Annotated in this window: 16 protein-coding genes; 11 read left to right on the top strand and 5 right to left on the bottom strand. The window is 39.4% G+C overall.

Translation table 11 applies throughout. From position 1 onward, the window contains the following. The first annotated feature begins 31 nt into the window (after positions 1–31). Positions 32–547 carry a YhcN/YlaJ family sporulation lipoprotein gene (locus tag ACE1TH_RS18560; protein ID WP_255224920.1) on the top strand — a complete coding sequence of 172 codons (516 nt, stop codon included), beginning with the start codon at positions 32–34 and terminating at the stop codon, positions 545–547. 65 nt (positions 548–612) lie between these two features. Here ACE1TH_RS18560 and ACE1TH_RS18555 read toward each other — a convergent pair whose 3' ends face one another. Beyond that, positions 613–1,467, bottom strand: a complete 855-nt coding sequence (locus ACE1TH_RS18555) for a LysR family transcriptional regulator (RefSeq protein WP_255224921.1) — start codon at positions 1,465–1,467, stop codon at positions 613–615. A gap of 246 nt (positions 1,468–1,713) precedes the next feature. Here ACE1TH_RS18555 and serS point away from each other — a divergent pair, with 246 nt between their 5' ends. The 3 genes from serS to ACE1TH_RS18540 all read left to right on the top strand — a co-directional run bounded on the left by serS (position 1,714) and on the right by ACE1TH_RS18540 (position 3,595). Then, on the top strand, positions 1,714–2,985 hold the full coding sequence (gene serS, locus ACE1TH_RS18550; protein ID WP_375079709.1) for a serine--tRNA ligase: 1,272 nt from the start codon (positions 1,714–1,716) through the stop codon (positions 2,983–2,985). 89 nt (positions 2,986–3,074) lie between these two features. Beyond that, positions 3,075–3,248 carry a hypothetical protein gene (locus tag ACE1TH_RS18545; protein WP_255224922.1) on the top strand — a complete coding sequence of 58 codons (174 nt, stop codon included), beginning with the start codon at positions 3,075–3,077 and terminating at the stop codon, positions 3,246–3,248. A 5-nt stretch (positions 3,249–3,253) separates the two neighbouring features. Beyond that, the gene (locus tag ACE1TH_RS18540; protein ID WP_375079708.1) at positions 3,254–3,595 is read left to right on the top strand and encodes a GNAT family N-acetyltransferase; all 342 of its coding nucleotides are present in this window, start codon (positions 3,254–3,256) and stop codon (positions 3,593–3,595) included. Positions 3,596–3,672: 77 nt separating this feature from the next. On the opposite strand, the gene ACE1TH_RS18535 is transcribed toward ACE1TH_RS18540, so the two are convergent. Beyond that, positions 3,673–4,668, bottom strand: coding sequence for an LLM class flavin-dependent oxidoreductase (locus ACE1TH_RS18535; RefSeq protein WP_375079707.1), 996 nt, complete (start codon positions 4,666–4,668; stop codon positions 3,673–3,675). 140 nt (positions 4,669–4,808) lie between these two features. Here ACE1TH_RS18535 and sigY point away from each other — a divergent pair, with 140 nt between their 5' ends. From sigY to ACE1TH_RS18505, 6 genes are read left to right on the top strand one after another with little or no spacing between them, the layout of a single operon-like run. After that, positions 4,809–5,342 (top strand): RNA polymerase sigma factor SigY, encoded by a 534-nt coding sequence (gene sigY / locus ACE1TH_RS18530; protein WP_099305098.1) that lies wholly within the window; start codon positions 4,809–4,811, stop codon positions 5,340–5,342. Next, positions 5,326–5,625, top strand: coding sequence for a YxlC family protein (locus ACE1TH_RS18525; protein ID WP_255224925.1), 300 nt, complete (start codon positions 5,326–5,328; stop codon positions 5,623–5,625). Before sigY ends, ACE1TH_RS18525 begins: the two co-directional genes overlap by 17 nt. After that, on the top strand, positions 5,609–5,848 hold the full coding sequence (locus ACE1TH_RS18520; protein ID WP_099305094.1) for a sigmaY antisigma factor component: 240 nt from the start codon (positions 5,609–5,611) through the stop codon (positions 5,846–5,848). The genes ACE1TH_RS18525 and ACE1TH_RS18520 overlap by 17 nt, the downstream gene beginning before the upstream one ends. Further along, positions 5,841–6,047, top strand: a complete 207-nt coding sequence (locus tag ACE1TH_RS18515; RefSeq protein WP_099305092.1) for a PLD nuclease N-terminal domain-containing protein — start codon at positions 5,841–5,843, stop codon at positions 6,045–6,047. The genes ACE1TH_RS18520 and ACE1TH_RS18515 overlap by 8 nt, the downstream gene beginning before the upstream one ends. After that, positions 6,037–6,924, top strand: a complete 888-nt coding sequence (locus ACE1TH_RS18510; protein WP_255224926.1) for an ABC transporter ATP-binding protein — start codon at positions 6,037–6,039, stop codon at positions 6,922–6,924. Before ACE1TH_RS18515 ends, ACE1TH_RS18510 begins: the two co-directional genes overlap by 11 nt. Continuing rightward, entirely contained in the window at positions 6,921–7,691 is a 771-nt protein-coding gene (locus tag ACE1TH_RS18505) for a hypothetical protein (RefSeq protein ID WP_255224927.1), read from the top strand. Before ACE1TH_RS18510 ends, ACE1TH_RS18505 begins: the two co-directional genes overlap by 4 nt. Positions 7,692–7,706: 15 nt before the next feature. On the opposite strand, the gene ACE1TH_RS18500 is transcribed toward ACE1TH_RS18505, so the two are convergent. Continuing rightward, the gene (locus ACE1TH_RS18500) at positions 7,707–9,350 is read right to left on the bottom strand and encodes a PAS domain S-box protein (protein WP_099305086.1); all 1,644 of its coding nucleotides are present in this window, start codon (positions 9,348–9,350) and stop codon (positions 7,707–7,709) included. 134 nt (positions 9,351–9,484) lie between these two features. Between ACE1TH_RS18500 and ACE1TH_RS18495 the strand changes: the two genes are divergently transcribed. After that, positions 9,485–10,219: a class I SAM-dependent methyltransferase gene (locus ACE1TH_RS18495; RefSeq protein WP_255224928.1), complete on the top strand. Its 735-nt coding sequence runs from the start codon at positions 9,485–9,487 to the stop codon at positions 10,217–10,219. A 25-nt stretch (positions 10,220–10,244) separates the two neighbouring features. On the opposite strand, the gene ACE1TH_RS18490 is transcribed toward ACE1TH_RS18495, so the two are convergent. Together ACE1TH_RS18490 and ACE1TH_RS18485 are read right to left on the bottom strand one after the other, a co-directional pair. Continuing rightward, positions 10,245–11,468 (bottom strand): YeeE/YedE family protein, encoded by a 1,224-nt coding sequence (locus tag ACE1TH_RS18490; protein WP_255224929.1) that lies wholly within the window; start codon positions 11,466–11,468, stop codon positions 10,245–10,247. 207 nt (positions 11,469–11,675) lie between these two features. Beyond that, positions 11,676–12,548, bottom strand: coding sequence for a glycine betaine ABC transporter substrate-binding protein (locus ACE1TH_RS18485; RefSeq protein ID WP_099305379.1), 873 nt, complete (start codon positions 12,546–12,548; stop codon positions 11,676–11,678). Positions 12,549–12,676 lie beyond the last annotated feature (128 nt).

The following is a 12,676-nucleotide window of genomic DNA, read 5'->3' as shown; positions in this document are numbered from 1 at the left end:
ACAAAAATATACGTAATGGAGTTGAATAATTATGAAGAAATATCTTCTACATTCTTTAGCCTTAACTTTTGTTGCTACAGCTTTAGTCGCCTGTGGTGGAAACGATAATAATAATGATATGAACCCACCGGAAGATGACACGGAGATGAATGAACCAGGCGAAGGAAATGTTGAGAACCAGCGTTACGGTATGAACGAACATGGAGACCATAACCATATGACTGTTTCCGGCGAAGTAGCAGACAGTGTCCGTGAATTAGATGGTGTAAACCATGCTGCAGCGATTGTCATGGGTGGTCAAGCATATGTAGCGGTCACAATGGACGATGAATCTCATGATGTATCTGATGATATGAAACAAAAAGTCGCTGATAAAGCAATGGAAGTCGATCATAATCTTAATAATGTACATGTATCCTCTAACCCAGATTTCGTAGAGCGAATGAGCGGATATGGAGATCGAATTGAAAATGGTGAACCAGTTAGTGGTTTTGCAGACGAATTTATGGACATGGTTAATCGGATGTTCCCTTCTTCAAAACGATAATTCTAATGAAAAAAGAATCTTTATGAGTGATAAGCAGTCATTCATAAGGATTCTTTTTAGTTCCATTATTGGATGATCACGTTCGCAAAGCTTTGCTGTAAAGGTTTTAAATAATGCTTATCTGATGTGTAAAGATATAAATGACGAGCAAAATTTGGATCTTTAATCGGTTTATACACAATCCCACTGTGCCAAACTGGTTCAAGCATTAGCTGCGGAATAAAGGCAACGCCGTTTTTTTGTTTGACAGAGTAAAGTAAGGATTGATAAGGAACGCTGAATACGTCATGCTTTGTCCAATTGTTTTGATCACGTAATGCAACCCAAAATTGATAAAAGCGACTTTTTTTCGGCGGAACAATTTGCGGGTAATCGATACATTGTTCAAGCGAAAGTTCATTGTAAATAGCAAGGGGGTGATCATCCGACATGGCTACTTTATAATGATCGTGCTTGATTAAAGTGGAGTACAAGCCTTGGTGATGTGGAAGGTCTTCAATGACTGCAGCGTCAATTTCCCCTTTTTCAAGCATTGGTATAAATTCAAGACAGTTTAAGCGGGTTTGGTGACACTCAACAGCAACTGTTGATGTAGCGTATGTAATCGAATCTGGTAAATATAAAGGTGATAAAAAAGGTGTAAGACCTAGTCGAACAACAGGTGATGGCATGTAAGCGAGTAGCCTGCTGCGAAGAGAACTCCATAACGGCCTTACGTCAGCGTACAACTTTTGCCCTTTATCAGTAAGGGCCATTCCTTCATGGGAACGAGTAAATAAGCGACCTTGTAAGGAGGTTTCCATTTGCTTTAATTGGCGACTGACGGCAGGTTGGGTAAGGTGAAGGCGAGTCGCAGCTTTTGAAATACTGCCTTCCTCTGCAATTGTTAAAAACGCCTCTAAATAACGAATTTCCATCATAACATCCTTTCGAAAACAAGGAATTATCCATATACCTAGGTTAGTAGATACCTTAACACAGTGTAAAGCACAACCCTATACCCTTTTTGGAAAAAATTAAACATATCGTCCTACAAGGCTTCTTCTGTATTGAAAAAGCATTTTTTTACGTGTGTAAGCTATAGGGGTGTGCTAAAATGTACATAATGATTACTAGTCGTTTACAATGTATACGAAGTGAGAAATTAGAATGAGAGAGGTTTACACATGTTAGATATTCAATTTATTAGGGAACATGCTGAGAAAATTAAACAAACAGCTCAACAAAAAAAATTAAACGTCCCAGTAGATGAACTTATTGATGTTGATCAAAAGCGCCGTGAGCTTATTCAAAAGATTGAAGGATTTCGTACAGAGCGTAATCAACAAACAAAAGCGATTGGTGAATTAGCAAGAGAGAAAAAGAAAGATGAAATGGATGCGAAAAAAGAAGAAGTCCGTCTTCTCAACCAATCTATAAAAGATCTTGAAGCTGAATATCAAGAGGTTGAAGCGTCTTATTTACACATTATGAATCTTATACCAAACGTTGTTTCAGACGACACGCCTGTAGGTGACTCAGATGAAGACAATGTCGAGTTAGAAAAAATTGGTGAGATTCCTCAATTCTCTTTCACACCAAAAGACCACATGGAACTCGGACAAGCACATGAAATGTTTGATGTTGAGCGCGGTGTGAAAATTGCTGGTACCCGTAATTATGTGTTAAAGAATCAAGGCTTATTTTTACATAGAGCGGTTCAGCAATTAGCTGTTGATTTGCTACACGAGCGTGGTTTTTCCATTATGGATGTGCCTTTAATGGCTAATGAAGAAGTGCTGTATAGTACAGGTTTCTTCCCCGATGGAAAAGAACAAACGTATCATCTTGAAAAAGATAATAAATATTTAGTCGGAACAGCAGAAGTCCCGCTCGTTGGTTTTTTTGGCAATGAAATTGTCGATGTTGAAGAACCGATTAAGTTAGGCGCAGTATCAAACTGTTTCCGTCGTGAAGCGGGATCTGCTGGGAGAGATGTTCGTGGCTTGTATCGTGTCCATCAGTTTGCGAAAGTAGAGCAAGTCATTATTTGCAAAAATGATCCTGAATTAGCAGATCGTCTGTTATCGGAAATTACGGAGATTGCCAAAGAAATTTTGAATTTATTAGAGTTGCCATATCGCGTTGTTGCCGTGTGTACAGGAGATATGTCGCAGAAAAACCATAAACAGTTTGATATTGAAACGTGGATGCCAAGTCGCGAAAGCTATAGCGAAACCCATTCATCTTCAAACGTAACGGATTTTCAAGCAAGACGTTCAAACATCCGTTACCGTGATGAAGATGGCAAGCTGCAATATTGCTACACATTAAATAACACAGCTGTTGCAACACCTCGAATCCTTATTCCATTGCTTGAAAACCATCAGCAAGAGGATGGATCGATTAAAGTACCAAAAGCCTTGCAAAAATATATGTACGGTAAAACCATTCTATAATCATAGCTGTAACTAAAATGCGTCGTCGAATAAGGCGGCGTACTTTTTCTTTAGTTAATGTCTGAATAATGAATAAATGGAGGGTTGATATGAGGAAGGGAAGCGTGACTATCCGTCCAATTCAGTCTACAGATCGTCAGCTCCTGTTAAAATGGTTGACGACAGCAGATGTTCTTGCTTTTTATGAAGGAAGAGATCAATCATTTACATTGGAGAAGATCGAAAAAAGTTTTTTAATGAAAAGGAAAGAGATCGCTGGATAGGGGAAGTGGATGGAGCATCAATGGCCTATCTTCAATCCTATCGATTAACAACGAACGAAAAGAAGAAGTACGGTTATCCACCATCTAAAACAGCAATGGGTATGGATTTATTTATCGGAGAAGTGTCTTTTTGGAACAAAGGTTATGGAACTACTCTAGTCAACATGCTGACCGAAAATATAATAGGGGAAGATCCTAAAACGATTGTCACTGTCGATCCACGAGTTGAAAATGAGCGGGCTATTGCTTGTTATAAAAAGTGTGGGTTTACGATCGTCAAGCGACTAGAAAAGAATGAGTGGCATGAAGGAAAATGGCACGATGCATATATTATGCAAAAAAGCTAAACAGCCTATTATTTCTTGGGAAATGATTAAAATAAATAACCAGAGTATTGTTCGCTAGAACAATCTCTGGTTAAACGTCATGATAAAAGTTCTTTTGCAAGTAAGCGATACACATTTAAACGAGCTTCAAATGAGTACTGATTGCTATTAACCATGACCTCGTCGAAACCAAATTCTTCCTTTTCTTTTAGGAGTTGTTTACTTACCTCTTTTGGTGTACCGACAAGATGTAGCGCGCGATTTTTTGCTAAGATCGCTTTATCCATTTCTGTTAGTGGATAGGCTTGAGCGTCTTCGGGACTAAATGTTTGCGGCATTTGACCACGCATTAAAAATAAACGTGATAAGTCAATGGGCAAAGCAAAATACTCTGCTTCATCTTTTGTTTCTGCAACGGTTACAGCGTATGAGACATTGATCTCAGGCTTCGGCATAAAATAAGATGGTTCAAAATAGTGTCGATACGTATCAAATATTTCTTTTGACATTTCCCCATTAAAAAACTGCGCAAATGAGTAGCCAACCCCTTGTTTTCCCGCCTGCCTAGCACTATTTCCACTTGAACCTAACAACCAAGCCTCTGGTAGCTTTACTTCATGAGGTGTAGCAATGACTTGATTGTATAGTGGATCATTTGTTTTTTGATCGTTTAATAATTGAAGTGTTGTTGCTAATTTATCATATTGATCGTCTGGTATAGAGGCACGACCTTGTGCTAATGCTTGTATAGAAAGATGGTCGCCGCCAGGTGCACGACCAACGCCAAAGTCAATTCGATCTGGTGCAAGAGCACTTAACGTTTTAAAAACTTCCGCCATTTTTAAAGGGGAATAGTGCATCATCATGACTCCTCCTGTGCCAAGTCGAATGCGGTTTGTAAGCGCAGCGAGATGGGCAATTGTCACTTCAGGAGCTGAACTGGAAAGAGATGTTGCACTATGGTGTTCGGCCATCCATAAACGATGGTAACCTAGCTCATCACCTAGTTTTGCAAGATCTTTTGTGAACTGTAAGGCGTCTGTTGAAGTTGAGCCTTTAGGAATAGGCGCTTGGTCAAGAATGCTTAATTTCATAAGAAATGACTTCCTTTCGTTTTCACTGTAGAGCACTATAACATAGAAGCTTTAAAAACCAAATTTAATTGCTCAAGAAAAAAATGAACGATTCCGTCGTTCAAACGTATAACAGATGTACAACTTGTAGGGGTGGTGTCATGGAAGAATCACAAGAGAGCACGATCAAGAAAGCGCAAAAGGGTGATGATGACGCTTTGGCCTTATTATTGAAGACTCATTATGAAAGCGTCTATCGGTTTTTAGTGAAAATCACGCTTAATCCTGAGTATGCCCAAGACTTAACTCAGGATACGATGACAAAAGCCATTGTAGGCATCCAAAGTTACAATAGAAAAAAGGCGAAGTTTTCAACGTGGCTGTTTCAAATTGCTACAAATCTATTTTTAGATAAAAAACGAAAGAAAAAGCATGAAGACCAATATGTGCAAATGCAAAAGTTGCAATGGTCCATGAAGCAAGAAGCAAATGACGACTGGATGGATGTGCAACAAGTCTTAGCAAAATTAGATGAAAAGAAGCGGATTCCACTACTTTTAAAACATTATTATGGCTATAGTTACGAAGAGATTAGTCAAATTTGTCAAATCCGTGTTGGTACAGCGAAGTCGAGAGTAAATAGTGGTCTCGAACTCGTGAGAAAGGAGTTATCAGGAAATGAGCCAAGAGAATAAACGATTTAAAGACGGTCTAGATCAACTAAACCGAATTGCTTATAAGGAACCATCAATGGCTGAGATGCTGCATCTTGTTAAAGAAACGAAACGAAAGCAGCGACGAGAAGCCTTTCTATTCATCGTTGTAACGCTTTTATTAGTAAACGGGATGGTCTTTTTACTGGCCAACGTGCCGATTGTCTTTTTAAGCATCAATATCGCGATGCTGGCAATAATTCCAGCTATCGGCGTATTGGCAATCATAGGCGGTTGGAGGGAAAAACATGAACAACGACATTGAGCAATTGTCAGAAATACCGATCTGGGCATGGATCATCCTTGGGATCGTCCTTTTATCACAAAGCATCTATTTATTTTTTAAAAGTCGACAACGTGGACAATGGAAATGGTTTTGGGGGATCTGGGGTGTGACACACTTTCCAATGCCGTTGGTCACCTATTTTATTTGGACCTATTGGTTAAAGTCTAAATTCAAACAACGAGGGGGTACAAGACATGAATGAAGTCATTGAAATCATCCAATTGTTTTTACCGCTTATCCTTGTTCAAGTATTGCTAATGATCGTGGCTTTTATTGATTTGTATCGCCGTGCACACACGAGAGGTCCAAAATGGATTTGGGCGCTCGTCATTGCGTTTATTAATTTATTTGGTCCGATTCTATATTTTTTATTTGGGAGGGAGAAAAAACGTGACGATTGAAGTTAACGCCCTTACCAAAGAGGGGAGAATTAAAGACATAACGTTTCAAATTGCTACAAATCAAATTACGGCATTGATTGGGGAAAATGGTGCTGGGAAGACAACGCTGCTCCATTTAATCGCTGGGAATTTACAACCCTCATCGGGAAGCGTTCAATTTAGCGGATATCTGGAGAAAGATATTCGTTCTACGATTGGCTTTCTTCCGCAATTTCCTGCTTTTCCCCTTTGGATGACTGGACTTGAGTATTTAACTTATATTGGAAGATTATTTGGTTTTACAAAAAAACAAGCTTATGAAAAGGCTTTGACATTGTTACAGATTGTTCGTTTAAACGCAAATGACAGACAACGGATTGAAACGTATTCTGGAGGGATGAAACAACGATTAGGGATTGCCCAAGCATTGATTGGAGACCCAGGCATTTTATTGCTAGATGAGCCTGTATCAGCACTAGACCCAATTGGAAGGACAGAGGTAATGGAACTTCTTTTACAACTGAAAAAAGGTCGATCTATCCTCTACTCAACCCATATACTTCACGACGCTGAACAAATTAGTGATGCGTATGTGCTGATGCATAAAGGCGAGTTGATCAGTGCCGAGACCATAACATCGTTCACTAATCAGAATGAGTCTATTTTAGAAATTGAAACAGTTGACCACGAGCAGTTAAGTAAACGAATTGCCCAGTGTTATCCACAGTGGATTGTCCATAAAAATTTGAATGTTCTTGAAATAATACCGAAGAATGAAAATGAACGTGCTGATTTAGCTGTGCTAACGCTCCTAACAGACGGTCACTATAAGTTCCAAGCAATTCGTAAGCGGAAAAAAACGTTGGTTGATGTATTTGGGGAAGCGGTGAGAGGATGAACAGTTTGTGGACATTAGTGGCCAAGGAAGGATTAGAGGCATGGCGTCACTATAAGTTGTTATGGCTACCGGCTTTATTTATTATCCTAGGTGCGATGCAACCTCTAACGTACTACTATATGGAAGAGTTGTTATCATTACTTGGAGGTTTGCCAGAAGGAGCAAACCTATCATTTCCTACTTTAACTGGAGAGCAAGTTTTGATGGATACGCTCAATCAATTCTCTCAAATAGGCATGATAGCTGTTGTGTTATCCATAATGGGGGTGTTTGCCTATGAGCGAAAATCAGGTGAAGCAATGCTTGTTTTCGTTAAACCAATACCCCTATGGTCCTATTGGCTATCAAAATGGTTAGTCGCCATCATGTTGGTTAATAAAAGTTTTGTTGTAGGATTTATTACAGCGAACTATTACATTTTCCTTTTATTTGATCCGATTTCTTATTCAACATTGGGACTTACCTTGATGCTGTATAGTTTATGGTTAACGTTTATAGTGACTGGAACACTAATGATTGGAACTTTTGTAAAGAGTGCCGCTGTAGTGAGCGTTGTAAGTATTTTAAGTGCCTTTTTCGTGACGTTTTTCCCCATTCTACTTGGGGAGGGAGCGATGTGGACACCAGCAGGCCTAATCGTTCTAGTTGAAGACATTATACTTAAAACCGATTTCTCGATAAAACCCATTCTTGCCACCATCGTTCTTGTTAGTTTCTTTATCGTTGTAGGAATAAGAGGCATTTACAGAAAAGACTGGCGTATGTGAAAGAAGCACCTAGGGCTAATGCCCCTGGTGCTCTTCGTATATAGGAAAGGTAACGTGTACAAACGTACCTTTTCCTAATGCACTATCATAATGAATCGTACCTTTATGCTGTTCAACAATTTTATGACTAACAGTTAATCCTAACCCAGTCCCTTTTTCTTTTTGAGAAAAGAAAGGCTCTCCTAAGCGCTCGACTCGTTCTTCTGTCATTCCATGACCATCGTCTGCAATGTTTATGATAATCGCTTGATTGGTTTCGTCAAGATCGATGGAGGCAGTGATTTGACAGGCACTCGCTTCTGTAGCATTTTTAATGACGTTAATAAATAACTGTTTAAGCTGATTTTTATCTCCGTACACATACATTGGTGATGATTGCTCCTTAAAATGGAGGGTTGCACCATGTGCTTTCGCTTCAGAAGAAAGGAGTTGTACAACATCAGATAACACTTGTGAGACATCTGTTTGTGTAAAAATAATCTCCTGTGGACGTGAAAGAACGAGTAGCTCGCTTGCGATCATATTGATCCGTTCTAATTCATCAAGCATGATTCGATGAATTGGATTTTCTTCCTTACTTTGAGATTGAAACAGTTGGACAAACCCTCGTAGTGATGTAAGTGGATTGCGGATTTCATGTGCAATACCGGCTGCGAGCTCACCAACCACCGCAAGTTTTTCTGTGGTTCGTAGTTTCTCTTCTGCTTCAATAATTGGGGTAATATTATTAGCATACCCTGTAATGCCTACGAGTTCATCGTTAATGATAATAGGGACAGAGGCGCAATTTACAATTACTTTTTTTCCTGTTCGATGCTTAATTTTAATTTCATTACACTGAACGACTTCACGATTCGTTAAAACACGGTGAAATTTTAATTTAAGACGAACATGATCTTTTTCATCAACAAAATCAATTAATGACTTGCCAATTCCTTCGTCCTCGTTATAACCAGTGACATGCTTAAAATGTTGGTTCAAATTTGTGATTTTTCCAGAAAGGTCAATCATATAGACAAGTTCGGGACTATGTTCAAACAATGCTTTATAACGTAATTCGCTTTCTGCTAATTTTTGTTTAGCGGAAATGCGCTCTGTTATGTCTCGTCCTACAACAATCAGGGCTTTCCGATCACCCGCTTCTGTAAATAGAGGTGTTTTAATCGTATCAAACACTTTTGTTTTTCCGTTTTGGAGAGGGATTGTCTCTTCACTTCTTGTAGTATGTCCCCGTGTCCACGTTCGTTCATCTGATTCATTAGCACAAAGAAGTTCGTCTTCATAAAAAGGCTGTTCTTCAGCTAATTGACTATTGGTTTTGCCCACATAATCAATGTGATGCAGTTGGTAGAGCTGAAGAGCAAATTGATTTGATTGAATCCAGCGGCCGTCACCATCTTTAAACGTAATAAAGTCTGGAATCGAGTTTATGAGGGTTTCTACTTTTTCTTTTTCTTCGGTTAAAATATTAATTTTTTCTGATTTGTTCAATAAAAAATAGATAAACACACTTGTCGCAATGATAAATACGATGCCTTTTATTTTTTGATAAAAGGAATATAATTCAGGTTCCCATCTTAGTAATAAGTAGTCAGTTCCAATCACCCAAATAAGACTAACGACAACAAATAAAGCAATAATTTTTCTTTTTGATTTCATCCCAGCGTCCACCTTTATCCAACCTATCGAAATAAGAGTACCTGCTCTTAAGCAGAAAGACAACCGCATTTGAAGAAGTCTGTCAATTTTTGTCGACTTTTTACGACAAATCGTAAGAAGAGAGGGGAAATGCAATGAGTAGTCAACTACCGCCAGAGCATTTGCAGCAATTTGTCGGTGGCAATTTTGAAAGTGTTGGAAAAGAGTTTTTACAGCTTTTTCAACAATATGGTCATTTAAAACCAAATGATCATGTTTTAGACGTTGGAAGCGGGGTTGGAAGGATGGCGCTACCGCTTTCGACTTACTTATCAGACAAAGGGTCGTATAAAGGGTTTGATATATCGAAAGAAGGAGTGGAATGGGCAAAAAACAATATTGCTGCAACGCATACGAACTTTCAATTTGATCATGTCGACATTTACAATCACTTGTACAATCCAAATGGCACCTTAACGTCAACAAGCTTTACGTTTCCATATCCGGACCAGTCATTTGATTTTGTTTTTTTAACATCAATTTTCACGCATTTAATGGAAGAGGAGATTGCACATTATTTAAGTGAAATTGATCGCGTTCTAAAAGAGGATGGTACCTGTTTATTTACAATGTTTATTGTCAATAAAGAAGCAAAAGATTGTATTCAAGCTGGTAAGAGCACCATTCAGTTTCCGTTCCGAGTAGGAGAAGCGTTTATTGAAAATGAAACGTATCCGAATGCGGCGGTAGGGTATGATTACCCCCAAATGGAAGGATTAATAAATGAAACCAATTTACAAATCAAAGAAGTAAAGCTTGGAAACTGGTGTGGACGAACAACGTATACAACTTATCAAGACTTACTTATTCTTAATAAAAAGAAGCAGTAGACGAATGTCTACTGCTTGATGTTTGCTAACAGAAACTGTCCCGCGGTTTGGGGACGGATAGTCCGAACATGGGTCGAAGCTTAAGAGCTAGAAACGTCCCAGCAATTGCCATAACGCCCCATATGTAGCCATGTGCACTAAACGATGCTATACCACCAAAGTAAGCCCCAACGTTGCAACCAAAAGCAAGTCGTGCGCCATACCCCATTAATAATCCTCCGATCACAGAGGCCGCAGCGTTTTTGGCTGTAATTTTAGTAAGAGTAAACAATCCACCAGCGGCGGATGCAATAAACGCTCCTAAAATAACGCCAAAGTTTAAAACCGTTGTTGTATCTGCAAAAATAGATGCCTGCAAGGCTTCCGTGCTTCCTTGCCAGTAACCCCAGCTTTCTACATCAAAGCCAATCGCTTCTGCTGCTTTTGAACCCCATAACGTAAATGCTGACGTGACGCCCCATGGTGTTCCACGGGTGAGTAACGTTAACGCATTCAGTACGGCTAGGACAATTGCTGCTGTAAATAAAGGCCATGAGCCTCTAAAAATACGTTTCCAACCAATTGCTGAAGGGACTGCAGCCATTTTGGGCGGGTTCTTTTTCTTTTCAATTAGAATTGTAATCCAAGCAATAACCGCAAAGATAAGAAGGGACACAACCAGTGCACCGCCATAGCCAAGTCCTGTTGATGTGGCTAATGAAAAAGGTTCTGCGGAGGGCATATCTTCCATCCAAAAATTAAAGTGAGCGGCGCCAATGGTGGAACCAATAATAAAAAATAGCAACGTAATAAACATGACGGAACGACCGCCACCTACAGCATAAAGTGTGCCAGACGCACAGCCGCCTCCAAGCTGCATACCGATACCAAATATGAACGCACCTACGAGTAAACTAACACCTACAGGAGATACATAGCCATTGGCATCTGCGCCAAAGAACGTAGTCCCAACCGCAAGTATTGGTGCAAAAAGCAAGCAAGCGACCGCAAGCATCAGCATATGTGCGCGAAGGGATTGTCCATTCCCGACAGATGCTAATCTTCTGAACGCCGACGTAAAGCCAAAACGTGCATGAAATAATGTGAAGCCAAGCCCTATGCCGATCACGGCTAACAAGGGTTGAACAATATGTTGAGTAATCGCTAAAAAGACCGTTAAAATAACAGAAACAAGTATACCAATGATCACTAAAAGACGTTGTGGTGGATTTAAAGGTTTTGTTTCTTCTTGTTGCGCAACAGTAGCCACTTCATCACCTTACCCTATTAAATTTATCCGAAAAGGATTTTTTAATCTTAGACAAAACAAACGAGTGTGTCAAGACAAAAACTTCCTGTAAAAGATTGTCTCATCTTGTTAAAAATGAACTCGTTATAAATAAGATTTGTTATTAGTCAAAAACCATTCATGATTTAGTGAAAAAAAATACCAAGGCAAGTGGCCTTGGTATATCGATTAATTTTCTAACCAGCTGTCAACAAGCTCGCGATTGTCTTCAATCCATTGTCTAGCGGCTTCCACATCATCATCAAGTTCTGATTGTAACTGAAGAAGTTCGCCAAGATTGTCATCATCGAACTGGGCATTATTTAACCACGTAATGATTTCAGCATGATCATCGGCTAAGCCATCTCGTGCAATGTAGTAAATATCGTCTGGCTCACCATAGATACCGTCTGGATCGTCAAGAAACTTCATGTCGTACTCACCTAGAGTCCAGTGGGGGCTCCAAAGTGTAACGACAATAGGCTCTTCATTTTGATAGGCACTTTCAAGTTCAGCAACCATTGCTTGTTCAGAAGATGCTGCAAGAGTAAAGTCTTCCAAGCCATAGTGAGGAATGACGTCATCTTCCGTCACGCTCATTAAAGCAGAACCTGGATCAATCCCCATAATTTCACCATTTACGTCATCATATGCATCGGGTAAGTCCTCTATTGAGTTCACGTCTTCCATATATGTAGGAACAGCAAGTCCTAAAGTCGCACCCTCATACAGAACACCATCTTCTTGCACATCAATATCTTCGGTTTCTTCATCAATATAATTTTGATCTGTAAAAGGTAGCCATGCATTGAAACCAATATCAAAATCCCCTTGTTCTGTACCAGTAAATAAAAATGCTTTCTCAACGGAAGCTAATTCAACATCGTACCCCTGTTCTTCCAGTAATTGTTCCCACACGTGAGAGAATGCAATGGCTTCAGCATACAAGTTATAACCGATTTCGATTGAACCAGATGATTCACCATCATTGTTATCGCTTCCACAAGCGCTTAAAACCGTTACAGCTGCTAGAGGAATTGCGAAAAGTTGCAGTTTCTTCATGTTTGTAAGTCCTCCTTCTAAATTAAACGCAATTTCTACCATACCATATTGTTTCATAGGAATCATCTTTTATGCATAGGTAGGTTTTTAAAAGAAGGAGTTTGGGAATACAATAAAAAACTCGTCAA

The sequence above is a fragment of the Shouchella sp. JSM 1781072 genome, assembly GCF_041949915.1.
Taxonomy (GTDB): domain Bacteria; phylum Bacillota; class Bacilli; order Bacillales; family Bacillaceae_D; genus Shouchella.
The sequence above is the reverse complement of the archived record's forward strand: the minus strand, read 5'-3'. Positions and strand labels throughout refer to the sequence as shown.